22 protein-coding genes and 1 tRNA gene are annotated in these 24,104 nt (G+C 41.8%); 7 read left to right on the top strand and 16 right to left on the bottom strand.

What is annotated here, in order from left to right; all coding sequences use genetic code 11:
• Positions 1-181: 181 nt before the first annotated feature.
• From HWQ23_RS15065 to HWQ23_RS15045, 5 genes are all read right to left on the bottom strand, one after another.
• On the bottom strand, positions 182-1,018 hold the full coding sequence (locus tag HWQ23_RS15065; RefSeq protein ID WP_292829565.1) for a DUF4058 family protein: 837 nt from the start codon (positions 1,016-1,018) through the stop codon (positions 182-184).
• 106 nt (positions 1,019-1,124) lie between these two features.
• Complete coding sequence (locus HWQ23_RS15060; protein ID WP_292829564.1) at positions 1,125-1,664, bottom strand: SH3 domain-containing protein; 540 nt, start codon at positions 1,662-1,664, stop codon at positions 1,125-1,127.
• A gap of 501 nt (positions 1,665-2,165) precedes the next feature.
• Positions 2,166-3,629 (bottom strand): phenylacetate--CoA ligase family protein, encoded by a 1,464-nt coding sequence (locus HWQ23_RS15055; protein WP_292829563.1) that lies wholly within the window; start codon positions 3,627-3,629, stop codon positions 2,166-2,168.
• A gap of 103 nt (positions 3,630-3,732) precedes the next feature.
• Positions 3,733-5,241 carry a UbiD family decarboxylase gene (locus HWQ23_RS15050; protein WP_292829562.1) on the bottom strand — a complete coding sequence of 503 codons (1,509 nt, stop codon included), beginning with the start codon at positions 5,239-5,241 and terminating at the stop codon, positions 3,733-3,735.
• Positions 5,242-5,764: 523 nt separating this feature from the next.
• Entirely contained in the window at positions 5,765-6,487 is a 723-nt protein-coding gene (locus tag HWQ23_RS15045; protein WP_292829561.1) for a carbonic anhydrase, read from the bottom strand.
• A 473-nt stretch (positions 6,488-6,960) separates the two neighbouring features.
• Here HWQ23_RS15045 and HWQ23_RS15040 point away from each other — a divergent pair, with 473 nt between their 5' ends.
• Entirely contained in the window at positions 6,961-8,304 is a 1,344-nt protein-coding gene (locus tag HWQ23_RS15040) for a hypothetical protein (RefSeq protein ID WP_292829560.1), read from the top strand.
• Between the two features lie 168 nt (positions 8,305-8,472).
• Positions 8,473-9,747, top strand: a complete 1,275-nt coding sequence (tnpB, locus tag HWQ23_RS15035) for an IS200/IS605 family element RNA-guided endonuclease TnpB (protein ID WP_292829602.1) — start codon at positions 8,473-8,475, stop codon at positions 9,745-9,747.
• 460 nt (positions 9,748-10,207) lie between these two features.
• Here the strand turns inward: tnpB and HWQ23_RS15030 are convergent, their stop codons facing one another.
• The 3 genes from HWQ23_RS15030 to HWQ23_RS15020 all read right to left on the bottom strand — a co-directional run bounded on the left by HWQ23_RS15030 (position 10,208) and on the right by HWQ23_RS15020 (position 14,134).
• Positions 10,208-12,091 (bottom strand): PhnD/SsuA/transferrin family substrate-binding protein, encoded by a 1,884-nt coding sequence (locus HWQ23_RS15030; protein WP_292829559.1) that lies wholly within the window; start codon positions 12,089-12,091, stop codon positions 10,208-10,210.
• A 1,012-nt stretch (positions 12,092-13,103) separates the two neighbouring features.
• Positions 13,104-13,832, bottom strand: a complete 729-nt coding sequence (locus HWQ23_RS15025) for an ABC transporter ATP-binding protein (protein WP_292829558.1) — start codon at positions 13,830-13,832, stop codon at positions 13,104-13,106.
• A 77-nt stretch (positions 13,833-13,909) separates the two neighbouring features.
• The gene (locus HWQ23_RS15020; RefSeq protein WP_229495593.1) at positions 13,910-14,134 is read right to left on the bottom strand and encodes an indolepyruvate ferredoxin oxidoreductase subunit alpha; all 225 of its coding nucleotides are present in this window, start codon (positions 14,132-14,134) and stop codon (positions 13,910-13,912) included.
• A 338-nt stretch (positions 14,135-14,472) separates the two neighbouring features.
• Here HWQ23_RS15020 and HWQ23_RS15015 point away from each other — a divergent pair, with 338 nt between their 5' ends.
• Together HWQ23_RS15015 and HWQ23_RS15010 are read left to right on the top strand one after the other, a co-directional pair.
• Positions 14,473-14,793: a DUF4258 domain-containing protein gene (locus HWQ23_RS15015; RefSeq protein WP_292829557.1), complete on the top strand. Its 321-nt coding sequence runs from the start codon at positions 14,473-14,475 to the stop codon at positions 14,791-14,793.
• Positions 14,783-15,007, top strand: coding sequence for a hypothetical protein (locus tag HWQ23_RS15010; protein WP_292829556.1), 225 nt, complete (start codon positions 14,783-14,785; stop codon positions 15,005-15,007). Before HWQ23_RS15015 ends, HWQ23_RS15010 begins: the two co-directional genes overlap by 11 nt.
• Positions 15,008-15,068: 61 nt before the next feature.
• Here the strand turns inward: HWQ23_RS15010 and HWQ23_RS15005 are convergent, their stop codons facing one another.
• From HWQ23_RS15005 to HWQ23_RS14985, 5 genes are all read right to left on the bottom strand, one after another.
• A complete protein-coding gene (locus HWQ23_RS15005) occupies positions 15,069-16,280 on the bottom strand; it encodes an ATP phosphoribosyltransferase regulatory subunit (RefSeq protein WP_292829555.1) in 1,212 nt (403 codons plus the stop codon).
• Positions 16,280-17,236, bottom strand: a complete 957-nt coding sequence (locus HWQ23_RS15000) for a J domain-containing protein (RefSeq protein ID WP_292829554.1) — start codon at positions 17,234-17,236, stop codon at positions 16,280-16,282. The genes HWQ23_RS15005 and HWQ23_RS15000 overlap by 1 nt, the downstream gene beginning before the upstream one ends.
• 351 nt (positions 17,237-17,587) lie before the next feature.
• Positions 17,588-18,400 carry an inositol monophosphatase family protein gene (locus HWQ23_RS14995; protein WP_292829553.1) on the bottom strand — a complete coding sequence of 271 codons (813 nt, stop codon included), beginning with the start codon at positions 18,398-18,400 and terminating at the stop codon, positions 17,588-17,590.
• A 51-nt stretch (positions 18,401-18,451) separates the two neighbouring features.
• A complete protein-coding gene (locus HWQ23_RS14990; protein ID WP_375466516.1) occupies positions 18,452-19,033 on the bottom strand; it encodes a thermonuclease family protein in 582 nt (193 codons plus the stop codon).
• On the bottom strand, positions 19,023-19,391 hold the full coding sequence (locus HWQ23_RS14985) for a 2Fe-2S iron-sulfur cluster-binding protein (protein WP_292829552.1): 369 nt from the start codon (positions 19,389-19,391) through the stop codon (positions 19,023-19,025). The genes HWQ23_RS14990 and HWQ23_RS14985 overlap by 11 nt, the downstream gene beginning before the upstream one ends.
• Before the next feature lie 106 nt (positions 19,392-19,497).
• Here HWQ23_RS14985 and HWQ23_RS14980 point away from each other — a divergent pair.
• Positions 19,498-19,582, top strand: a tRNA-Ser gene (locus HWQ23_RS14980).
• A 44-nt stretch (positions 19,583-19,626) separates the two neighbouring features.
• On the opposite strand, the gene HWQ23_RS14975 is transcribed toward HWQ23_RS14980, so the two are convergent.
• Together HWQ23_RS14975 and HWQ23_RS14970 are read right to left on the bottom strand one after the other, a co-directional pair.
• A complete protein-coding gene (locus HWQ23_RS14975; RefSeq protein WP_292829551.1) occupies positions 19,627-19,929 on the bottom strand; it encodes a helix-turn-helix domain-containing protein in 303 nt (100 codons plus the stop codon).
• On the bottom strand, positions 19,916-20,095 hold the full coding sequence (locus HWQ23_RS14970) for a type II toxin-antitoxin system RelE/ParE family toxin (protein WP_292829600.1): 180 nt from the start codon (positions 20,093-20,095) through the stop codon (positions 19,916-19,918). Before HWQ23_RS14970 ends, HWQ23_RS14975 begins: the two co-directional genes overlap by 14 nt.
• A 519-nt stretch (positions 20,096-20,614) precedes the next feature.
• On the opposite strand from HWQ23_RS14970, the gene HWQ23_RS14965 reads away from it, so the two are divergent.
• Both HWQ23_RS14965 and HWQ23_RS14960 read left to right on the top strand, forming a co-directional pair.
• Positions 20,615-21,295: a HEAT repeat domain-containing protein gene (locus tag HWQ23_RS14965; protein ID WP_292829550.1), complete on the top strand. Its 681-nt coding sequence runs from the start codon at positions 20,615-20,617 to the stop codon at positions 21,293-21,295.
• 75 nt (positions 21,296-21,370) lie between these two features.
• Positions 21,371-21,937, top strand: coding sequence for a phycobiliprotein lyase (locus HWQ23_RS14960; protein ID WP_292829549.1), 567 nt, complete (start codon positions 21,371-21,373; stop codon positions 21,935-21,937).
• 205 nt (positions 21,938-22,142) lie between these two features.
• Here the strand turns inward: HWQ23_RS14960 and HWQ23_RS14955 are convergent, their stop codons facing one another.
• Positions 22,143-23,660 carry a site-2 protease family protein gene (locus HWQ23_RS14955; RefSeq protein WP_292829599.1) on the bottom strand — a complete coding sequence of 506 codons (1,518 nt, stop codon included), beginning with the start codon at positions 23,658-23,660 and terminating at the stop codon, positions 22,143-22,145.
• Positions 23,661-24,104 lie beyond the last annotated feature (444 nt).

Below are 24,104 nucleotides of genomic sequence, written 5' to 3'. Positions count from 1 at the left end.
CAGTTTAGTATTCCCAGTTGAGTGGCAGAAATCTCAAATTACTATTAAGTTGCTCTACCGTAACCCCAGAGCTATTTCATTCTCATCTAGCCCGCCTCAGAATAAATTCTGAGTCTAATAGCGAAAGTCGTCTCAAGACGACTGAGAAAAGGTTATAGTCCGTTTTAACGGACTTTAGTTATTAGCCCGGAACTTCAGTTCTGGGCGGTTTCTGTCTAGAACGAAATAGCCCTGACTGTAACCCCTTCTCCCGCAAAAGCGCATCAGCCCAAGCTGCATCTGCTTCTGACAAACCTGATACTGGTTGTTGACTGTAATCTACTACCAAATCATAGCCGTAGATATCATATACCTCATTTAACAATGTCTGCAAATCTATAACTGGTTCCGTATCTTCAGAACGCAAAGGCAGGGGAAAAGGTGGAATTATATCTGTTAAATTAAAAGCATATAAGTCAGCATAAGGACGGCGATCGCCACGACAAACTAAAATTCGATAGTGACTCTGAATATCATTGCCCATCATAGGCATTGCTTCACCTTTACGCAGTAAATCAATTTCAACTAAATTACTACGACTAGCTAATACTTGTTCACGTTTCTCTTGATATGTCTGTCTTCCTTTACCCGGACGTTTATTCGTAGGAGATAGAATTTCAATAGTAGTAACTAATGCCTCTGTACCAACTTCTCGTACTTCTAGATATCCTTCCCTGATGGAAACAGGCATAGGAATCTTTACTTTTATAGGTTCAGGCGTTGGTGCGGCTACTGCCACATTTGTATTTGTAGAATCAGTTACAGTCTGCCGATTTTTAACAATCACATCAGGAATGCCAACAAGTAGTGAATTCTCATCAGTGGTTTCATACATCCGCACCTCTACAGCAACTCGATATTTAGGACGTAGTTGGGGAGATAAAAACCTGGCAATTTCACTAATTAGCAAGTGATGTACTCCTGGCCATAATTCAGCATCTTCTAAAAACGGGTTCATTCCTGGAAATGGATAAGCCATAACAAATATCTCAAAACCAAAATTTTAAACCTAATTCTCATAGCCCCCTCCTCGTAATTCTCATAGCCCCCTCTCGAAGAGCGGGGAGGGGGTTGGGGGTGGGGTTCTAAGAACAACTAGTAAGGGCTGCACTACATTGATCTTTCCTTCTCAACCAACCCTTAACACCTTGATATTCTACCTGCGCCCAATCTCCCTGACAGCCTAACAATTTGACAATCGTATTAGCAGGAATCCTTCTCACTTTTTGGCTTTGTTTACTGGTACTAGCATATAAATCCACCCCATTAGTACCGTAACCCCGCGTTGTTAAGCCTAACTTTGGCACAAATACCCATCCAGTTCCTTTAAAATCATTACTAGCATTAGTAATCTCCACCCAATTTCCAACAGCACCAATAACCTGAACTGTCTCGTTGATTGGTATTTGTCCTAAAATTGTGTTATTTGTACTTGCACCACTCCGCACATTTAAACCTTGCTGATCTGTATCGGTAACGTAGGCAAAAATATTACACTTTTGAGAGTTAGTTGATTTCGCTAAACTTATTTGATTAGCTATAGCAATATTGAGCATCACACTAATACAACTGAGTGCCAATCCTATCACTAACTTTAATGCTGGATTTTTTACTTTTTTTGTCATAATTTATCCAATTTTTCGACACTAGTATCTCGGTACTAGTATGAATGTTGGTGCGAGATTTTTATATATACAGCACTTTGCAAGTAAATGAAGTACAACCTTCCATTGCTTGGGGCTACGGTAAATTACCCCCCTTAATCCCCCCGATATATTGGGGGGAAACAGCAAATCTAGTTCCCTCCCCAATATATCGGGGAGGGTTAGGGTGGGGTACTTTTGTACCTCACCAACTCGCAATCTGCTGTAGCAATCCTAAATCATTCGTGACAAAATCGCTGAAATGCTTATATATACCTACTTTATGTCTACGTATTTTCTCACGTTTCAGTTCGGATTGCTATAGCAGTTGTAATGATTTGTGAGATTTGTGAATTTTCTATTTATTCTCCTTTCCTTAGCAGTAGCTTGGGGCAACTCATGCTTTGGAATTAAATTCTCTAAAGGGAGTGCGATCGCAATAAATAAAGATTAATCAGGTACATTCTGGTATTGATTCATCATTCATTGGACAATTCCTCGCTGTTTGATGGTTTGTTCCGTTGCCTGAGACAGCCCAGGCCAAGGGATGAAATTTAGCCGCAGAATCCGCTTAGAAGAGTCGTTATCCCAAGCGCTGTAAACATTCTTCCAAGCTTCCAAGAAATATGATTCAAGCTGCCCTAAAGTTTGCACCAGAGAATGATAAACTCGGTCGAGCGTTACTGCATCAGACTCTACACCTTGTCTGGTTTCCAGGTCAAAAGCCAAATATTGCATATCTTCTTCATCAACAATTCGAGCGCGGTATAGTCCGGTGAGAATCTCATCCAGTTCTTCACATTTCACCGCCGCGTCTAGCATATATTCTGTGAGATTAGCACCGCCAAGGATTAAGCAACTATCTGCTCGACCGCTAACAGCCAGCAAATCTGGGAGATCATCACTACTATCTGAAATTATCTTTACCCAAGGTTGATCCTCCAAATCTAGATACGCAGAGGTGAGAACGGCTTGTTTAAATTCTTTCCAGTTGTATAAAGCCACACGATCATAAAGAATGTAGCGTACTAGGGGAATGCCTTGCCAACGAGTTACGCACAGATGACCATCGATACTCTCCAGGAAAGTCTTAGTTGCAAGAAAATGAAAAAAGTGCGGAATCGGGGATTCTATACCAAGGGAATTAGCGAGAGCAGAGTTTCGATATAATATTTTTCGCAGAGCGATGGTAGCCAGGAGTTCCATTCCGAGACCACCCGTATCGGCACTGCCATAAAGAGAAAACATAAATGGGATCTTATCTTCTACCCCTGCACGCTTCTGGAGAGAAATTCGTAAGCTCTCTGGAAAAGGTTCACCAGTGACAATGTACTTTAATTTCTCAAAGGGGAAAGATTTATTTAACTGACTTGCCTTAAGGTGAAGATGTGCGATCGCAGATGGAACCATAAACAGAATGATCTGATCCACAAAGGGGTTCATTTTGTAGACCATCTCGATAATTTCTTGATGATGGCTACCTGGAGAGAATACATAGAATGGATAAGGCGTATCGATTGCCATATTTTTGAGAGACCAGGAAAAAAACTCACCACCTAACCAGGCTCCAAGGTTCAGCCCCATAATCGCTAGTGTCTTTTTCTGGTGTACAGCAAATACGGCTTCGAGAAGCGTCCTCATACCAGCCGATGATGAACTACTGTCTGACTTCAACTGCGGCCAATAGAAGCTTTGCCCAGATGAGCCTGAAGAGCGAAAGATCGTAAAGCACTCTTCATAATCATCCCCCAGCAGTTCTTCAAATGGGTAAGCAAGGGCGTATGATTTTTTGTCTAACTGGGGTAACTGCTCAAAGGTTTCTCCACCTTTAAACCCCTGGCTTTCCAAAAAACGCTTGTAAGCAGGTACAAAACGTTGGGTACGTTCAGCAACTTCTTCAGCTATCTGTTTCGCTCCCAAAGAGTTTTTCACAAATACCTGATTCATCCAAAAGCTCCTTTTGTAACTTAAAAATCACTGACAGCTTGATTGATAAAAATCAGCCAAGCTGATATGCAGTAGAGATTTTTACCAGTCGCCACCTAAAACTCTACCTCATATCATAGCCAAACAAATTTGGGTCAACTTCTCCTAACTGCAACTCTGCCAAACCATACTCCGCCCATCGTCTCTCTACCATCGCCGCCACATCTGGGTCAGATTCCAAAGGCGAACCCCATTCATGGTCTGTTTCCGGCGGAATTTTTGTAGTTGCATCAATTCCCATGCGTCCACCTAAGCCAATCTTCTCACTGGCAAAATCTAACGTATCAAAAGGTGTATTCGGCAGAATAAAGACATCCCGCACTGGGTCAACTTTGGAACTAATTGCCCACACAACTTGACGCGGATCGCGAATATTTATGTCTTTATCCACAACAATTACAAATTTGGTGTAGGTAAATTGTGGTAAAGCACTCCAAAACGCTAAAGCTGCCCGTCGCGCTTGTCCCGGATATGCTTTATCAATGGAAATAATCGCCGCTTTGTAACTCAAAGCTTCCATTGGGAGGAAGAAATCGACAATTTCTGATACTTGTTGCCGCAGTATGGGCGTATAAATGCGATTTAGCGCGATCGCCATCATCGCTTCTTCTTTAGGTGGACGACCGCTAAATGTTGTTAAGTAAATCGGATTTTTCCGGTGTGTCATACACTCAAAGCGAATTAACGGCGAATCCTCCACGCCGCCGTAATAACCCATGTGGTCGCCAAAAGGCCCATCTGGTAAAACTTCCCCTGGTGTAATCGTTCCTTCCAAGACAAATTCCGAATCTGCGGGAACTTCCAAATCTACAGTTTTACACTTTGCCAACTGCACACCCGAACCGCCGTACAGTCCAGCAAATAGCCATTCTGATAAATCTACAGGTATAGGTGTAGCTGCTGCCATGATAATTAGAGGATCTACACCAAGTGCGATCGCAACTTCTAATTTCTTCCCACGTTCGGCCGCTTTTCGCAAATGCCTCGCCCCACCCCGCACCGATAACCAGTGAACCGTCATCGTATTTTGAGATTGTAGTTGCAAGCGATACACACCTACATTTGGAGTCCCCGTCTCACAATCTTTGGTAATCACCAGTCCCAGCGTGATAATCTTGCCAGCATCACCAATATAAGGACGTATCAAAGGCAACTTATGTAAATCTAAATCATTACCTTGAAGCACAACTTGCTGACAAGCGGGGAAAAAGTCCCGCCCTGGTTTCGCTTTCAGCACGTCAAACAGTACTTTTCCAAAATCTATCGCCTGGGAAATCTTCTTCGGCGGTTTTGGTTGTTGTAGCATACTCAGCTTTTTCCCCAGAGTTTCCAACTCCTCTGGATGCTGCATATTCATCGCCCAGCAAATCCTTTCCACAGTTCCCATCAAATTCACCGCCACCGGGAAGGAAGCGCCTTTGACGTTTTCAAATAACAAACCTGGGCCACCTTTTTGCAGCATCCGGTTGGAAATCTCAGCAATTTCTAAATCTGGGTCAACTAAAGCTGAAATCCGCCGTAATTGTCCCTTATCTTCCAAAATTTTAATGAATCCCCGCAAGTCTCTCGCCATTGTTCTAATAAAGCTGATTATTTAAGAAGTGTGAAGCGCTTTCTTATATTATGGGGCATTGGGCATTGGGAAATATTTTTCCGTGTCCTCGTCTCCCTATTCGGTAAATTGTTAGATTTAATTGTAAATTAACCTATTTAGTAACTTTTCTTAACTGGTTTCCCAAAGTATTTAGTTATTGTATCTAGGGATACGCAATTATTTTTTACAAATAAGCGCTAACCTGATCAAACATGGCCAGAATATACTATACCTTCCTGGCAGGCGGCGTTGTTATATGGCCCCTGCTGGGTTTATTTATTACAAGCTTGGACTGTGCCTTGCTTTTAGGTTTTTCTGAATTTTTGTGAGTTTGCTATATTCGTAGGCCAACCGTAGGGGCGTACAGATGTACGCTCCTACCAATGTATATGTAAATAAATTTAATTAATCTTGAAAATTATTAATAAAAAATATTTTATAAATAATAATTTATTGCAACATCATTAAACTAATAATCCTACGCTTAAAAGGTGTGAGATATTCAAGTAATAATGTTGACTTTACCAGTGTCAATATCGTAACAAGCGCTAACAATTTTTAGTTTGCCTTGATGGAGCAATTTGGCTAAAACTGTTGAGCTTTCCTGCAATTTTTCAGCCTGATACTGAATGTTAGCTATAACTGCATCCTGCATATTATCACCCGTTCTGAACTTTACCCTTTCTACAGATGGTTTGATGCCCTCAATAATCAAACCAATTCTGCCAGGAAGTGGTTCGTTTTTGATTGCTTCTGCTACTGCACCGCATCTTTTATGACCCAAAATCACAATCAACTGCGAACCCAATACTGTTGTAGAATATTCCAAACTGCCTATAACCGTGTCACTGACTACATTACCAGCAACTCGCACAACAAATAAATCTCCAAGTCCTTGATCGAAGACGATTTCCGCAGGTACTCTAGAATCTGCACAGCCCAATATGGCGGCAAAGGGATACTGAGCTTTAGCAACTAATCGCAAATGTTCTAATGATTGATCGGGATATTGACGTTTTTGATGAATAAATCTTTGATTACCATCCAGCAAGCGTCTGACGGCTTCATTTGGACTGATTGGATTAGGGTTAACTGCGTGAATATCAGCAACAGCAGTTTGCTCTGAATTCCAAAAGCTATTACCAAAACCAGTAGCGGTAATACCTACCATGCTGGCGAATTTTAAGAAATCACGTCGCCCTACAAATCCATTAATTCGACTCATCAATCTACCTGATAACAACAAAGCTGTTCCCAAGAAGATATCAGACTAAAGGAAGATGCAAGAGTACCTGATTACACGATTTAAGAGTCATTTAATCTTCACATTGTATCGTAATTTATAACTTATATATTGTATAAATTGACTATTATAGCGGTTCCCAGGTGCATGAAGTACATATCAAAACCTCACGCCCAACCCCTCTCCTTACCAAGGTGAGGGGAGATAAAGCACAGCTTTATCGGGGTGAGGTTAAGCTGTACCTCATTCTTATTAAGAAACGCTATATGTGCCTCAATTAAATTTGATATTATTTGTCAAGTTTAAAGCCAAGGTTAGCTATAACCAGCGCAGTTTTTCCGAAACATTAATATTCTAGTTACGAAAGAGTATAATTTGTGTCAAAAGCCAAAAGGATCTATTGTTTGTATTTGCTGTGTTTTTTGGGAATACTTAACATAGTACTGGCTATAAAGATGATTTTTTTAAACAAAATAAACTGGAATTTCTTACGTAAAAATGCTGCAAATAGCTCTGGGATAGCTCCATCTGTTCCCAGCCTTCAACCTGTAGTGCGAAAGCAATCTACAACACCATCAACCCCCAAGAACCTTGCTGAATTAGAGCATGAAATGGAGTTAAAAAGGCAGGTTATCAAAACATCTCCTCAGCAATTGCATAGCAAAGCCAAGCGCGGTATAGGTAGTAGACTTATTTGGATCGCAATACTTATAGGTATTCCCGTTGGTATAATTTGGGTGGCCAACCAGCCTTACCCGGTGATTCGGCGTCCGATGATGCTCCATGCGCCTTTTTTGTTGCTACCCAGCTATATCAGCATGGATAATCACTATCGAGAGGCGTTGGTATTAGTCGAACAAGCTGAACAATTGATTGAAAAAGCTACTAGTCCGGCTGATTTGGCTTTGGGAGAACAGAAGCTACAAGAAACACAAAAACATCTAGATCAGTTACCAACTTCCTTTGTCAACGATTGGTCAGAATACAGATATTGGTGGTATGATTCGCGCTTTAGCATCTACGGTTTTAATGCATTTCGGAGTAAAGTTGGGCAGCTAGAAGCTCAAGTTTTTCAGGAAAAGAATGCTCAGTCGTTGCTTGCCGATAATATGCAGAGCTTCTTAAATGCTAAACAGCAATATGAACGGGCTGCAACAGCAACTGATAAACAGACTGCAACTGCTGTTTGGCAAACCACCCTTAATCAATTAGAGCAGATTCCTAGTCAAACTCTGGCAGGAAAAACTGTACAAAATCAACTGGATAATTATAAGCGTGAGTTTCAGGAAGTCGTTGGATTGGCAGCTGAGAACGATCGCATCAGTGCTGGGAACGATCGCATCAGTGCCTTAATTACCGCAGCGCGGCAATTTTCCTGGCAAGCTGCCAAAGCTGGTCAAAATCCGCCGCACGCTGTAACTGAATGGCAACAGATAGAAAATTTGTGGATAGAGGCAATTGAGCGGCTTAAAGAGATTCCCTCAAAAGACGTGGCGGGTTATACCGAAGCACAGAAGTTATTAGCAATTTATGAGGCGAATTTAGGTCAAGTTAAGGTAAGGCGGCAAGCTGAGGCTGATGCTGTGGAGACAATGGAATTAGCGCAACGAGAAATAAAAAGCTTGGTGGCTTCAACTCCTGCTAATGCTGATGATGGAGAGCGCAATCGGGTGTTGAGCCAATTGCAAAGTATTATTAATCAATTAGAAAAGGTGCAAAATGGCACAACAGCCTATCTGAAAGCTCAAGAGTTACTGCTGTCCGCAAATAATAAACTAAGGCAACTACAGGTTAAATAAATGGTGGCGATCGCTTTGGTATGATCCACCTGGCTAACTATGTGTTTTCTGTTTGATTTCTACAAGCCGCACACTCGTGACTTATAGTCATGAGTTAGGCGCTCCATATTGAGTGTGACTTTGTGTTACAATACCAGTGTATTTAACACATTTAACAAGTTGTCCTACGTGCAAAAAGCATTCAAGATTACACTAATCCCCACACACAATCAACAAGTCTTAATTAACAAGACTATTGGCTGTGCGAGATTTGTGTACAACCGCTTCTTAGGACTAAGAAAAGAGTTATATAACACTGAGAAAAAAGCGTTAAACTATAACGCTTGTAGTCAGCAGTTAACTTTACTTAAAAAAGAAATTGAATGGCTCAAAGAGGTAGATAAATTTGCTCTACAAAACTCGCTCAAGAATCTAGAAACAGCGTACAAAAACTTTTTTGCTGACTTCAAGAAAATTAAAAGTAGAAAAAACGTAGGCTTTCCTAAATTCAAAAAGAAGCATGGGTGCAAGCAGTCTTACAAAACCAACCTGACCAACGGTAACATTCAGGTAATAGAGAATCGTTTAAAACTACCAAAACTAGGATGGGTGAAGTTTCACAAGTCTCAGTCAATTACGGGAAAGCTGATAAATGTTACGGTAACTCGCACGTCATCAGGTAAATATATTGCTAGCATTTTATGTGAAACAGAGATAGAGAAACACCACCAGGTCACTCAAAATATTGGGCTAGACTTAGGCATAAAATCTTATCTCGTTACTAGCAATGGAGAAGTTGTAGATAATCCGAAATATTACAGAACTCAAACTCGTAAGTTACGCAAGGCACATAAAAAGCTATCTCGTAGTGTCAAGGGTAGTAGTAATCGAGTCAAAGCGAAAATCAAGCTGGCTCGTACCTACGAAAGGATTACTAATCTCAGAGACGATTTTCTGCATAAGCTCTCAACTCGTCTAATCAAAGAAAACAGTATTATCTGTATAGAAGATTTGCGAGTTGCCAACATGGTTAAAATTCCCTTACTAGCTTTGAGTATTTCGGACGCTAGTTGGTCTAAGTTCGTTGCCATGCTGGAATATAAAGCTTTGTGGCATGACAAAATTGTGCAAAAAGTTGGCACATTTTACCCCTCATCTCAAACTTGTAATGATTGTGGTTTTATCAACCCATTAGTCAAAGATTTAAAACTGCGTGAATGGTCTTGTCCTACTTGCAGCAATTACAATTTCAGAGACAATAATGCGGCTTTGAACATCTTGAATGAGGGATTAAAACTTTTAACAGCGAAAAGCTCTTGTATTAATACTGCTGGGGTCTCCCCAGCAGCAAAGAGACTTTTCAAGACAGCAGCCGTCGGTGCGCCGGATGCTTTAAACGCCTATGGAGAATCTGTAAGTCCTGGAGTAATCCAGGCAGGAATCGTTGAAGTAGGAATCGCGTGACTTCTAGTCATGCGAGGTTCAATTCTAGCCAGTTGTGGTGAAGCGGTGACGCTTGCGCTGCATCCACGTTAAGGTGGTTCAAAGAGCCTGGGCGTCAACAACTGGCCATTGGGTGGGATTTTTGAGACGGGAATCGCTCCCTTGTAGAACTTTCTCAATGTCCCTGTAACCCTGCTGATATCTCAATTAAAACTGCAACAGAAAAATTTTGGATGCCAAATTGCCAAAAGCACTCAACATCATCAGACATCTCCAAAAAAGAATTGTTTTGACGTAGCAGTGCTACGTCTCTACAAGGGTTCTGGGTAAGGCATATTTAATTTCACTCCTATGTCTATTACTAATTCGTAATTCGTCAGAACTTACGCCTTGACAAAGTAAACCAAAAATGACGTAAGGGGGGCAAGAGAAAAACAGGCGACGCCGGAGCTAATCACTAGGGACTTTAAAAGGCTAAACTCTAGGTTGTTAACACTACTAGCTGAGTAGGGTTTTCAATTGTTAGTTCACAAGTGCCGTCTTCTACTTCTATTGCCTCTACTCCAGTAATATTGACTTGTTTTCTATTAATAAATTCTGGTGAACGACCATCTGTAATTTTGTTCAGCGTTTGTGAAGAAACAAAGACTTCGCAGATTTGATGATTTTCTCGTTCCAATCGTAATCGAATCATTCCATTCCCCTGGTTGGTGAAACCAGCCACCCGTCCTAGAATTCCTTGAGATGTTGCGTTACAAAAAAATTGTACGGGATTTCTACTAAAATTAGCGCATGATAAAACTTGATCTGCTCTTAATGCAATCGTTCTAAATTCTTTATAGTCTGGCTCTTCTCCTGTGTCGTAGTTTGCCTGTTTCTTAATTCTTTTAGGTGCATTTTCTAAAATGTTTTGAATCTGCTTTTGGATAGTAGGAGTTAATTTTGGAGATAAGTAAACTCCTGTGCCTGGAATTTCTCTACTAATTTGAATTACTCGGAATTGTGGATCGTCCTTCAGCGTACTGTATACAACTGCTCCTATATCTGCTTTTTTGTTAGCTACTAGCTCTCGAATTTTACTACTTCTATGTCCTGCCGTTACAGTCATAGATTTTCCATATAAATTATAGACAGGCATATAGAAGCTTGAAGCTGAATTGAAATCTCCAAGAGCGATAGTTGTTGAAGAATTAATATCTTCAATTGACTTAATTGAACTATCAGACCTAACAAATAAAACTGATTCATAAGTAAGTGGATATTTAGGATACATTCGAGCTAACCATTTGTAGCTATTATCTTTAGCTCGCATTCCATTCATGGGTGAGTTGGCAAACACGATATCCCATTTGTTTTTAGTAATATTATTTTGAGCATCTTTATATGTAATTTCAGAGTTCCCTTCAACTACTACATCTATGCCTTGAGAACGGAGTTGGTTTTTTAAATATGTTTTAAATTCTGAATACTGTTTAGGTGAAGTGATAATGCCTACAACAAGAGGTTTTTTAGTAATATCTTTATAACAAATACCATTTACTCTTGTTTGAGTAGCGGTTTCGCATCCTCTTTGATTAGAATAATGCCAAACAGCAAATATTCCTGCGACTGCAAAGCAAGTAAGGATTATAGAAAGATGAATATATTTGTTATGAGGTAGTTTTAGAGTCGGGCCAACAGGTTCTAGTTCTACTGGAGGTGCTTCTAGAGTCGGGTTAACAGGTTTTAGTTCTACTGGACGTGGTTTTAGAGTTGGGCCCGGCGGCTGACCATTTATAAGTATTTCGATTTTTTCTAGTGATATTCCTGTGAGTTCGCTAATAATTTTTTTAATACCAATTTCGTTGAATTTTGCAGCAACATTTTCCTTAGTTCTAATACTGCCTAAGACCTGTTCTATTCTGGATATATTACAAATTTGCACTGACCTTCCAGGTTGAAAGGTATTAATAACTGCATCTTTTATTTCAAATTTTGTTTGATCAGGGGCAACAACAAAATAATTAACCCAAAAATCAATATCCTGAAATATACAAGACCGAAGTTTATCTTTAATAACTAGGCTGTATCGTTCAACTTGTATATATGGATTGCCGCCAACTGCTTTAATTTCTTGATTATCAGAAAACCATGTTTCGTTGGCGCTTCCTGTCCACTTACCTTTATATCCTTTTGCCTCTAAACATACAAATACTCCTGGCTCCATAACCACCAAAGCATCAATTTGGTGAAGCTTTGAACTGAGAGCCTCTCTAAAGGCAAAACCCATAAGGGCATAACCAGCAAGTTGTGCTTGCTCTAGAGTTGTTTTTAATTCTCTCTCAAAACCTTGAAGTTCAACTCCCTCTGGTAAAAGCACTTTCATAATATTTTTTGATAATTTATAAGACTGACATTGAAATATTTAGAACAATTTGCATTAAGCCGAGATGATTATAAATACGCTTACTACTAACTAATCTTTGTAAAAATACTTCTTTAAGTCATTTAACGAAAGAAACTTTACCTTCTAACTTAAGTAACTAGTTCTATATTATTTGCTACATATTAAGCAGGCAAACTCGCAAAATACATCAGTGAATACCCTGAGAAAATGTTTTTATAGTAAATCTTTTTTGCTTCAATTAAGGGAATTTTTTAAGTGATGTTGAACTTGAATTCAAGCGATCGCGTTCAGCGTCTCTTAGAGAGGAAAAGTTGCTGTCAGAACTAGCCCTTTCAAGGCGAGCATATGTACTATCAAAGTTTTTAGGGCATTTCAGGCATCGCCTGGAATTGAACAAAGAATTTATGCATTAAACTCCAAATTTTTGGACTGTAAATTAAGCGATGCCAACTCTACCAGACGCACTGTTAGGTCGTAGTGGGTAGCGATCGCAATCGCCAAAATACCAAAGTTGGGTTAAAACATCATTTTTTTCATAGTACAAACGTTCACCTTGAAAGGGCTAACTGGCAGAACTTATGCATTGACAAAGTAGACAAAAAATGCAGTAAAGGGGAGTAAGAGAAAAACAGGCGATGCCTACGCCTATGCTCATAACTAGGGACTTTAACCTGTTCGTAATTAAGAATTAAGAATTCTGAATGGGTGTTCTGGCAAATCCGAATAATTTATGTTTTGGTCGTTTTTTCCTGAATGAATGTCCTGTTTTACCTTTCGACTAGCTGTAGATGTGATTAGAAAAGCAAGGATTATTGGGGAGAATTCTTTGAGCATCGAAAACGACGGTCGCGGCAGTGGCAGGTAGTATTATAGATTTTGTATTAGTTATAGATAGCGTAGGCGCAGCCCAACCGAGCCATCGCTATCGCCTGGTGAAGTTCCCATATTAGACTGGTGTTATGTTGAATGGGGCAAGAGTGATTAAAAAGGGTTAATGTCTCTTACCTGCTCCCAGATATAGCTCACCCACTTTCGGGTCATTCAACAATTCTTCACCAGGGCCTGAGATAGCATCGCGTCCCGACTCCAGTACATAGCCGCGATTAGCCATCTCTAAAGCCTTACGGGCATTTTGTTCTACTAATACGATCGCAGTACCCGCCTGATTAATTTGTTTAATCTGCTCAAACACTTGTGTCACCAAAATCGGGGACAAAGCAGCAGATGGTTCATCCAAAATCAGCAAACTAGGTTCCAACATCAAAGCTTTGCCCATCGCTAGCATCTGGCGTTCTCCTCCAGAGAGAGTACCGGCACGTTGACGACGGCGATCGCTCAGTCGGGGGAACATAGTAAATATTTTATCTTTGATTGGTTTCAGGGGAACGTTAAGCACAAAAGCACCCATCTCCAAGTTCTCTTCAACACTGAGGGAGGGGAAAACATTGGCGATTTGCGGTACGTAGCACATTCCTCGTTGGACAATTTGATTGGACTTTAGCCCCACAAGATTTTCACCTTTGAAGGTAATTGTGCCTGTGTGGGGGATCAAAAGCCCAAAAATTGCTTTTGCCAAAGTAGATTTACCCGCACCATTGGGGCCAATCACTGTCACCAATTCCCCTGGTGCAACCTGGAAATTCACACCTTGCAGGATATCTACATCTTTGATGTATCCAGCGTGGACATTTTGAACATCTAGTAAATAGTCATTTGTCATTGGTCATTTGTCATTTGTCATTGGTCAACAGTCAAGTCAAACATAACTATTCACTATTGACTGTTGACTATGGACTATTACGGAGTTTTTTGCAACTCCGGTCTTTCTTCTGGAAGAATCGCCCCTTCTACTGGGCAAACTTGGAGACATATGCCACAGTCTATGCAAGTGGCAAAGTCAATCCAGTACCAATCGGTGCCCTTGGCATTTTTGCCTGGGCCTTCATGAATGCAAGCTACTGGACAAGCACCTACGCAGTCAGCGACACCTTCACAGACTTCTGTAACAATTGTGTGCGGCATATTCTCGATTCCCTCTTTTCTGTATCGGCTATTTCTAGCCTAACAGGGGAGTGGGGACACTTCTCTGCGAGAGGCTGCGCCAACGGCAAAGCTCAGTGACCACTGGAGATTGGAGATACTGGTGTCAAGCTGAGTCTGGATGAGACCGTAATTTCTATTCATTACTAGCTCAGAACCCGGAATTTTCAAATTTACAAGCGTAATTTATCTTACTCCTAAAACGCAAAACAACAGGGTGTGATTTCAAGTTGAGGCGATCGCAAGAGATCATCACTAGGGAATTGGGATCACCAGATTAATCACAATTTAAACCAGCCGATATTATTCTGTTGCTCACAATGCTTGCAGAAATTCGTCGCAAAATAGCTGATGATCAATTTGAATTCTCCAAACACGCTGTTGACCAATCTATTCTGCGTGGCATTCACGTACAAGAAATTAAGGAGGCAATTGCTAGTGGTCAAGTTATCGAAGACTATCCTGATGATAAATATGCCCCTAGCTGCTTGATTAGTGGCTTGACGCAAGCAAACCGACCTCTTCACGTTCAGTGTAGCTATCCCTCTCGCTCCTTAATCAAAATTATTACCGTTTACGAGCCTAACTCCAACCTATGGAACAATGACTTTACCCGAAGGAGAAGCAACGATGAGCAGTAACTCCAATGAGACACTAATAGAACAAACAGTAACCTACACACTACAGATGAATGGCAAATTTTACTTAATTGAAAATGTCCCTGCACAGGTGAATCCAGAGACAGGAGAACAATTTTTCTCACCGTCTACGGTAGAACGGTTGCAGCAGATTATTTACAACCAACAAGAGCCTGTCTGCATTGTTGAAACGCCAGTGTATGACTTTGCTGCTTAGGGCTGTGGCAACGGGAAGCCACCTAACGCAATGGCTCCCCAATCACCAATGCCCAACTCACTTAACGCAATGATTCTATTTTTGGGGAGCCATCAGCTTTGATCCAAGCAATTTGGGCTATGCCGCGATCGCGTGCATATTGGCGAATAGCGTCTGCATCCCTTCCCCCCAAATCAATTTCTACCCGCGCCAAATCAGTAGAATCTCTGAGCTTTTGCGCGTAGGCAAAGGCAAAGGCATTAGCACTCGGCGTCTCTGGTGCTACCAACCAGTTACTCGCTGGAATTACCTGCGGTAATTGCTGAGTAGACAATAAAACTTGGTATAAATCTTCGATATTGAGTCCAAAACCAATTCCGGGTATGTTTTCTCCTTGGGGATGATATAGCCCCAAAAGCTGGTCATAGCGACCGCCCCGCCCTAAAACTCTGGTTTGATCGGTATCATTGACAACTTCAAAGACGATACCAGTGTAGTAATCTATGGTCTGGATGAGGCTGAGGTCAAGGATTAACGGAAGTTTTTTCTCCGATTCCAGTAATTCTACTAGGGATTTGAGGTTATTTACTGCCTCTCGCTGTTCTTCATCTAAATCCAAAATACTGACTTTTTGTAACACGTCTGCACTAGAGCCACGCAGATCCATCATCATTCGGGCGCGATCGCGTAGTTTCTCACTTAGGGGTAAAGTATCTATAGTAATGCGGTCGAGATGGGCGATCGCACTGCGAACTTTATCCTGTAAATTATCACCAAAGGCACTCAGGAGCGATCGGGTAATTCCCGCCTCACCTAAAATTAAATGCCATTCCCGTAAACCCAGTGCTGCCAAACAATCTGCAACTAACAGCAGTACTTCCGCATTGGCCAGCAATCCCCCAGCGCCTAACAACTCCACCCCAGCTTGATAAAACTCTTGCTGGCGATTATGCCTGCTTTCCCAAGTGCGGCGAAACACATTGGCGTTATAGTACAATCGTTGCGGATAATGCAGACCTGCCATCCGAGTCACAACAGTGCGAGCAATGGATGCTGTTAATTCTGGACGTAGCCCTAATTCATCATCTTCGCCATTTTGTTGTAGCTGAATCACCATCTGGCGCTGGATTGCTTCCCCCGCCATCAGGGTATCCATGCGCTCTAAAGTCGAGGTGATAATCCGGTGATATCCCCAACGGTGAAACACCTGCTGTAACCGCTCTTCAATCCAGCGTTTTTTCTCCACATCCAAGGGCAATAAATCCCTGGCTCCCGATGCTGGTTGATACACCATTATTTTTTCTTCCCACCAAACAAACCACCGAACAAACCACCACTACCAGATTTATCTGGTTGCTTATCTTTATTATTGGGGGATGAAGTCACCTTATGATCACTAGGTTGTTGTCCTAAAGCCTTATCTATTTTTGGTTTCCATTGCAATGCCGTTTCGTCATTGGGGTCTAATTTTAGAGCATTGTCAAAGTGGATTTTTGCCATTTTTAGCTGATTTTGCTTCAAATACACCATTGCAATTAAGCTATGGCAGCGACTATTTTTAGGTTCTAGCTTCAGGGCATCCTGCAACTCTACTTTGGCTTGGGCAAATTGGTTTTTGTCAATCAAAGATTGAGCGCGGCGAACATACTGTTCTACAATCAAGTCTTCTTTTGGTGGCGCTGGCTCTGGTGGTGTATTTTTTGCTGTATTTGGCTCAGGTGTGCCTGATTGGGCTTTGGGTTGAGCATGTGGCGGCGGCGCGGTGGATGATTTGCCCGCACTACGCATTAAATAGACTAAATTCAATTCACTAACTTGGCCAATGACTTGCAGCGCTTGCTCTAAAGAATCATATTGGGTTTGGGCTAGTTGAGCGATCGCACTTTTATAGAAATGATCGAGATTAGCCGCCTCAGCTAACTGTCTAGCCAAGTTGCTGTTTAGAGTCACTGAAGTAGACTCTTGTACCAGGCGCTTGCCAATTTGCGCCAAAATCATCATATATTCTGCGCGAGTGCGATCGCTAGTAAGTTTTTCGTAAGCAGGGTTAACCAACTTTGATAACAATTCGTTCCCTAGCTGTTTTTGAGCCGCACTTTCAGTAAGATTACTGTCCGGGTGCAGACGGCGGGCGATTTGGAGATAGCGTTTGCGAACCTCTTTGACATCTGCATCAACTGAAACGCACAATATTGCGTGATTATCTATGAAATCATATTTAAATAGTCCACGATCTATTTTCAAAGCCATATAGAGCTCTTGCACCAAAGGAGCAGTTAGATTCTTTCTAGTTTACTTCGGTTGATCAGTGATTCGTCATTAGCCATTGGGCAAACAGGGCAATTCAATGCAAGGATTTTGGTGAAGCAGCGCCAGAACAGGGGTTTCCCCCTTTCCTCGACTGCACCAAGCCGTCCCTTGCGCGTCTCCCCAACTCTTCTCTACGAGAGGCTGCGCCAAGGAGACGCTGCTTCGCGTTGGGAGAAGGGATTGACGATAGCGCTACGGAGAGCGACGTAGGAGCGTCTTTTGGATTAAATTTCAATTCTTTAATCTAAAATCTAAAATCTAAAATCTAAAATTCTTACTCCCCCACTCCTCTCACACCCAAGCTGATAGTGGCGGAACTTGTAAAAGTTCGCTACTGAGGGAGCCGTGAATATAACCATTTGTGGCGAGAATTCTACCTGATTCAATTTTGACGGCAGTACCATCATAGGCGGTGATTTTGCCCCCGGATTCTTGTACCAAAATTATCCCGGCGGCAATATCCCAAGGAGAAAGCCCCCGTTCCCAATAACCATCGACACGTCCACAGGCGACATATGCCAAATCTAGCGATGCAGAACCGCTACGTCTGACTCCTTGGGTAAGATGGGTGAGGTGACTAAATTCTGCGTAGTTGTTATCAGAGGTTTCGCGGCGATCGTAGGCAAATCCTGTCACTAGTAGGCTCTTACTCAGTTCTGATGTTACCGAAACATTGATAGGGCTACGGTTGCGCGTTGCTCCCAAGCCAGCAGCAGCACGGAATAGCTCATTGTGAAAGGGGTCATAAATTACACCCACTTGCGGAATGCCATTAATTAATAGCCCGATGGAAACGGCAAAAAATGGGTATTGATGAGCATAGTTGGTTGTGCCATCTAGAGGATCTATTGCCCAAAGGTATTCATTCTCTTGATTACCAAATTTCCCTGATTCTTCAGCGAGGATAGAGTGCTGGGGAAAGTGGCGGCGCAAAATTTCTAAAATTAACTCTTCTGAGGCTTTATCAGCAGCAGTGACTAAATCACCAGGGCGTGCTTTTTCAATAATTGCGTCTTCTAACTTACCCAAGTAACCTTGCAAAATCGCACCAGCAGCCAAGGCCGCTTCCGTAGCAATATCTAGAAAAATTTGTAGATTAGTCATTTGTCATTTGTCATTGGTTGATCTCCCTCATCTCCCTCATCTCCCCACTCCTCAAAGATTTTGGCGGCGATACTCGGCGGGAGTAAGGCGCATGGGTTTTTCTGGGTTCCAGATTCCTTGTCCCATGAGTCTAGCCCATTGTTGGGCACGTTCTAAACGTTGGTCATATTTGTGGTTAGGCGATCGCCCAATAAACATTGCATTCCCTTGTTTCACCAATTCTTCATTCAACAACACCTTATTTTTCCACACATAAGCTAGAGTTCGCCCGATTTTGTCTTTTGCTTCTAAATCAAACTCCAGCGTTACCGATTGTTCTGCACCACCAATTAGATCCTCTAACTGTTCTTTTGCTGCTTCCCCCCAAGGCCGCTGTCGCAAATCTGGTGCATCAATACCAACTAACCGGACTTGGGAAATCAAATTTGGTTGTTCAGCCATGCCTAACACTTCCAAGCTTTGCCCACTAACTACCCGCGCTACTTTCACCTGGGCTTGATTGTTTGGCAGCTGGTTTTTACCTTGGCAACTCACCAAGAGCAATAAGCAGGCCAAAATGGCTATTTTTCGCACCCAGCCACCAAAATGTACAGGCATCACAACTTTGGTGATTTTGAATAGTTTATTCCTCATCTAAGGGTAAGCCCGCTTTAACTTTCCCCCTAGCAAAATAGCGTCCAAACTGGAGTTCGTAGACTTCATCTTCGTCTTGTGTCTCCACCTCCAAGTCAGAACGGGGGTAACTCACACACAACAAGGCATAACCTTGGCGACGTAAATCTGGCGACAATCCGATCGCCTCTGGTTGGTAAATTTCTCCTGACAACACCCTCACAGCACAAGTGGTGCAAGCCCCGTTGCGGCAGGAAAACGGCAGTTCCACCCCTTGTTTTTCGCCAGTGTGCAGGATGTAACGGTCTTCTGGAACTTCTAGGGTGTATGTTTTGCCAGTGGCGCGATCGCTAACTCTAATTGTGTATGTACGGGACATCTTGATTTGCGTTTTGGGGTTGGGACTTTCAGATTCAATCTTAAATATCTTTCTTTATCTTTGCATTTTCTGGGATTCTATAGTATGATCGTAACTTGTGGCACCTGGAGAGGTGGCCGAGTGGTTGAAGGCGCACGCCTGGAAAGTGTGTTTAGGGCAACTTAACGAGGGTTCGAATCCCTCCCTCTCCGTTATATGTATACGGGGTAAGAATTTTAAGTTTACCCTGTATTTTTTAAACAACTTCTTTAGGTGACATTTTAATTTCTAGTTTTTGATTTAAAGCTGCTGCAATCCGAGCCAATATAGACAAAGAATGTCCCTCATAGTCAGCATCTTCCAATCGAGCTATGACTGACTGGGTAGTACCGACTTTTGCGGCTAGTTGTTGCTGGGTTAGTCCTCCTTGTTTGCGTGCATCGTAGATGATTTGAGATACTTGAGCATTTATTGATGATTCTCTAACCATCTCTTCTAATTCTGGATCTGACTTGATCATTCTTTTAATGATTTTCAGCGCATCATTAGTTTTCTTCATCTGTTTCTTCCTCTGGTTCAATATAAGTATGAACTTCTGAATTGAGTGTGAATAAATTTTTGTATGTTAATGCTAAATCAATTTCTCGATCTGGAAGTTGGTTATCCTCTTTAATGATGGCATGAGCTAAAATTACTACGTTTTGACCATGAAAAAAATATAGAATTCTATACTGTACTCTGACGTGCTTGGCTCTTAGTTCATAAATACCATCACGCAGGAAATCTGCGGGGGTCGTCTTAATTCAAAACCATACTCAGCTAACTGCTCAATTCTGGCGATGCAGTTCGCATATCCCTTACGATCCTGTTTGAGTAATTTGTTTAGCCACTTTAAAACTGGAACTTCTCCTGTATTATCCTGAAAGAAAATAATCCGTGTTTGTGGCATTGTATGGGATAAAGTTACGCATACTATTAAATTTATCGCATTTTTGCGATTTTAGTCAGCAGGCAGCACAGCGTTTTTAGCCTTAACCCAAGCGTATTGGGGCTATAGTGCCACAGCATAGTGTAAAATATGACTGCTAAATTCAATACATAATCTCGCCGAAAGTAACATTTGTTTATTTTTTATTCATAATCGAGGTATTTTGTCAAGTCGCCAAACTCCTACTTCACTATGGCAACAGCCTGATGAATGGATCGGGTAAATTAAGATAAGTAAAGAAAACGCTTTAAATTAAATGGCAACTCTAAGCTTAGAAGAAATTTCTACTCAGTTAGAAAGTCCGAATTTACGCGATCGCATGGTAGCCCTTGCCAATTTGCGTCATGTTTCTGCTGAGGATGCAGTCCCTTTGATTAAAAAGGTACTAGACGACGAATCTTTGCAACTGCGATCGATGGCAATATTTGCCCTTGGAATCAAGCCGACAGCAGAATGTTATTCAATTTTGGTAAGAATTCTCGTAAATGACCCCGATTATGGTATACGCGCTGATGCTGCTGGTGCCTTAGGATATTTGGGTGATACCAGAGCCTTTGAAGTGCTTTCACGGGCGTTTTATGAAGATACTGATTGGCTAGTACGCTTTAGTGCAGCCGTTTCATTAGGTAACATTAAAGACCCTCGTGCCCATGAAATACTTATTCAGGCATTGGATAGCAAAGAAGTAGTGTTGCAACAAGCTGCAATCTCTGCACTGGGAGAAATTCAAGATATTGAGTCTGTCGATCAGATCCTCCGCTTCGCCCAATCAGATGATTGGTTAGTAAGGCAGCGTTTGGCTGAAGCTTTGGGAAATCTTCCCACTCCCAAGAGTGTCTCAGCTTTGAAATATTTGGAAAAAGACAATCATTTCAACGTTGCTGAGGCAGCCAGGATTGGTCTCAAGAAGCTTGAGGAAATAGGCAATCAAGCTTAATATTAAAGTTTCCTGCTATTTATTAATAATAATTAAGTGGGAATTTTAGCATTTTGATGCAGGGTAATTTAATTCATGAATATTGAAGAGTTTTTTCAGTTAAGTGCTGGGAAATGGTTTTCTCATCGTACCAGTCAACATTTGGCTTTTAACCAATCTGAAAATAGCAAATCAGATATCATCATTGAGAGGCTGGCAGTAGATCATCCAGAAGTGAGCAAACTGTGTCAACAATACAAGATTAATCTTAGTTCCGCCTCTTGTGCTGCCAAAATTAGCTGGAACGGCACAACGGAAAAGGATCAAGCAAAACACAGTGGTTCAACTGTGTTAGTTCTGGTATCTGATGCAGATAATCCAGCCCAAGGCAAGTTACTGCGAGAAATAGTTGATGCCGATAAAACTCCGGTTGCCGGACGCTATAAAATTGACAGTGATGGTGCTTTGATCCTGATTACAGAGGATAAAACGATGAGTTGTGAGGAGCGCCTGTGGTTTGCTAGCCCGAATTTGCGAATGCGGGTAAATGTCCTCAAGAGTTTTGGTGGATTTAGTATCACTTCCTTCACTTCTGAGATTCGCATGGGTGGTTTTCCACCAGCCGCGAAGGCTTCAGAGGCGGCTAATTCCGTATCTAGTTAGTTTTGTAGTAATGCAAGGGTGTGTTATGCCGTAGGATAACGCACCATCCTAAATTTTCAGTGCGTTAGGGTTAATGTCCATCCATAACGCACGTTACCAGATTATTTGACTGGCGAGCAAGTTAAAATCATAAAATACCAAGCTGTGGTTAATTCGATAGCTGGGAAAAAATTTAGATATATTTCTCTGTTGGCGTTGATACTTTTTAAATTTGCAAAAAGTTAGCGATCGCCTGCGGTAGTGGCAGAACAATTACAATCAATAAAGCGATCGCCAGTAATCCCCAAATGTCACGTCCATTATCCAAGTCAGTCACATCATTCAGCGTCGGTTCATCAACCAACGGCATAAATAATAAGATAATCGCCCACACCAAAAATTCTTCCCGAACTAAAGAAAGTAATAACAACAGTAGGCGAGCAATTTGACCAATTATGATCGCAACTCGTTGTCCAAACATCGCATGGACAATGTGACCTCCATCTAGTTGTCCCACAGGCATTAAATTTAACGCCGTGACAATTAATCCCAGAAAACCAGCTACAGCCACTGGATGTAAGTCAAGGGCTGATTTTGCTGTTAACTGACTTCCCAAGGCTAACTTCGAGAGTAGCGCCAGTAAAATTGAATACTTGGGATTAAGGGCCTCAAGATTCAAAAGCCGGGTTTTTTCATTCAGGGAAACCACGTCAGAATGAGCCAAGCCCCATATTAGTAATGGCAAGGTAACGACAAAACCTGCAATTGGCCCAGCGATACTTACATCAAATAAAGCTTTGCGGTTGGGAATAGGACTACGCATCTGAATAAATGCACCAAAAGTTCCCAAGAAGAAAGGCACGGGAATAAAGTAAGGCAACGTCGAGCGAATATTGTAAAATTTAGCTGTCAAATAATGCCCAAGTTCGTGAATGCCCAAAATAGTCATCAGTCCTAAAGCATAGGGCAATCCTTTGAATAGGACATCTGGGTTAGATAGAACTTTGAACAAAGAGCCAATTTCCCAGATAGCTGGAAGAGAAACACCAGCATTTTCGATTCCCACCAAAGTTGTAGTTACCAAAGTAGCTGCTAGTAGTAGAAGTGCTAATCCTGGTCGAGTTAACCGTTCCTGGTCGCGTCGTGGTGTATTTCTCTCTTTAGCAGCTTGAGTGTTAGGAACCAGCACAAAGAAAGGTTTGTCATTTAAACCTTCTTGAAAGATCAGCACAAAGCGATCGCCAAATTGTGCTTCAATATTAGTCTTAATCTGCTGGTAGGCGTTGCTGGCTTTAGTTCGCAACTGACCACGGCAAATCACGGCTTGTGGTCGATATTCAATATTTTGAATGTAGTATACAGACCAAGGAAAACAATTTCGCAGTTGGGTTTCTTCCGTTAGCTCAATGGGACGCGCTATTGGTTCTGCGATTGGCTCGATAGCCGGCTGTGCATCAGCTTTGGCTGGGGCTTCGGTCTGTGTATCTGTTGGCACTTGACGCCCCCATTGAAACAACATCCAGTACAAGAGTGTGCAGACAAATAACGACCAAAGGATCAGCCCTGGTGGTGGAGGTTGTTTAGCCCCGTACATCAGCGTCCATCCACTCAACAAAAATGCTGGTGTCATTAAAACCAGCCACAACAACCATACTGGCGTCCGGGTGATTTGAGCGACGCTACGCTGCACCATTAGATAAGTAGCTAGCCCCAGTAGGAGGATAAACAGAAACCAAAATGCCATGTTATCTTCAGTAATTTGGACAAAACGCCCCACCAGTAGCTTCAGCACCATAGCATTAACTACAAGGCAGACCTACAAACCCCAATTTTATAAGAGAAGGCAGGAGGCAGGAGGAAAGAAGTATGAATGAAAACTTTAGTTCTGAGTATAAAACCCAGTTTAAAAAGAAAGAAGAATTGTATCGACCGGAAAGTGCCGCGAGATACAAAGCATTCACAGTCTAAGTCCCACGCCTTTAAACATGGGTTACTCCTGTCTCCTTCTGCCTTCCTTTTGCCTCCTGATTCACAATGGTTAACAGCGCTGGTTAACGCTCAAGTTTCAATTCTTCAGAATTTCCACACTGTAACCAAGTCGGTGAGAATAAATCAAACTAGATTAAGTAATGTAAAAAATCTTGAGATTAGTTCGTAGTGAGGACTTTAGTCCTCAAATGATGGCTGA

The organism is Nostoc sp. JL33 (genome assembly GCF_017114985.1).
In the GTDB taxonomy this organism is placed as follows: domain Bacteria; phylum Cyanobacteriota; class Cyanobacteriia; order Cyanobacteriales; family Nostocaceae; genus Nostoc.
This window is presented reverse-complemented; position numbering and strand designations above follow the sequence as displayed.

What these genes read in the sequence shown, in the direction of transcription:
- HWQ23_RS15065 (WP_292829565.1), bottom strand. Translation starts at nt 1,018, where the DNA reads ATGGCTTATCCATTTCCAGGAATGAACCCGTTTTTAGAAGATGCTGAA.
- HWQ23_RS15060 (WP_292829564.1), bottom strand. Translation starts at nt 1,664, where the DNA reads ATGACAAAAAAAGTAAAAAATCCAGCATTAAAGTTAGTGATAGGATTG.
- HWQ23_RS15055 (WP_292829563.1), bottom strand. Translation starts at nt 3,629, where the DNA reads ATGAATCAGGTATTTGTGAAAAACTCTTTGGGAGCGAAACAGATAGCT.
- HWQ23_RS15050 (WP_292829562.1), bottom strand. Translation starts at nt 5,241, where the DNA reads ATGGCGAGAGACTTGCGGGGATTCATTAAAATTTTGGAAGATAAGGGA.
- HWQ23_RS15045 (WP_292829561.1), bottom strand. Translation starts at nt 6,487, where the DNA reads ATGAGTCGAATTAATGGATTTGTAGGGCGACGTGATTTCTTAAAATTC.
- HWQ23_RS15040 (WP_292829560.1), top strand. Translation starts at nt 6,961, where the DNA reads ATGATTTTTTTAAACAAAATAAACTGGAATTTCTTACGTAAAAATGCT.
- HWQ23_RS15030 (WP_292829559.1), bottom strand. Translation starts at nt 12,091, where the DNA reads ATGAAAGTGCTTTTACCAGAGGGAGTTGAACTTCAAGGTTTTGAGAGA.
- HWQ23_RS15025 (WP_292829558.1), bottom strand. Translation starts at nt 13,832, where the DNA reads ATGACAAATGACTATTTACTAGATGTTCAAAATGTCCACGCTGGATAC.
- HWQ23_RS15020 (WP_229495593.1), bottom strand. Translation starts at nt 14,134, where the DNA reads ATGCCGCACACAATTGTTACAGAAGTCTGTGAAGGTGTCGCTGACTGC.
- HWQ23_RS15015 (WP_292829557.1), top strand. Translation starts at nt 14,473, where the DNA reads ATGCTTGCAGAAATTCGTCGCAAAATAGCTGATGATCAATTTGAATTC.
- HWQ23_RS15010 (WP_292829556.1), top strand. Translation starts at nt 14,783, where the DNA reads ATGAGCAGTAACTCCAATGAGACACTAATAGAACAAACAGTAACCTAC.
- HWQ23_RS15005 (WP_292829555.1), bottom strand. Translation starts at nt 16,280, where the DNA reads ATGGTGTATCAACCAGCATCGGGAGCCAGGGATTTATTGCCCTTGGAT.
- HWQ23_RS15000 (WP_292829554.1), bottom strand. Translation starts at nt 17,236, where the DNA reads ATGGCTTTGAAAATAGATCGTGGACTATTTAAATATGATTTCATAGAT.
- HWQ23_RS14995 (WP_292829553.1), bottom strand. Translation starts at nt 18,400, where the DNA reads ATGACTAATCTACAAATTTTTCTAGATATTGCTACGGAAGCGGCCTTG.
- HWQ23_RS14990 (WP_375466516.1), bottom strand. Translation starts at nt 19,033, where the DNA reads ATGAGGAATAAACTATTCAAAATCACCAAAGTTGTGATGCCTGTACAT.
- HWQ23_RS14985 (WP_292829552.1), bottom strand. Translation starts at nt 19,391, where the DNA reads ATGTCCCGTACATACACAATTAGAGTTAGCGATCGCGCCACTGGCAAA.
- HWQ23_RS14975 (WP_292829551.1), bottom strand. Translation starts at nt 19,929, where the DNA reads ATGAAGAAAACTAATGATGCGCTGAAAATCATTAAAAGAATGATCAAG.
- HWQ23_RS14965 (WP_292829550.1), top strand. Translation starts at nt 20,615, where the DNA reads ATGGCAACTCTAAGCTTAGAAGAAATTTCTACTCAGTTAGAAAGTCCG.
- HWQ23_RS14960 (WP_292829549.1), top strand. Translation starts at nt 21,371, where the DNA reads ATGAATATTGAAGAGTTTTTTCAGTTAAGTGCTGGGAAATGGTTTTCT.
- HWQ23_RS14955 (WP_292829599.1), bottom strand. Translation starts at nt 23,660, where the DNA reads ATGGCATTTTGGTTTCTGTTTATCCTCCTACTGGGGCTAGCTACTTAT.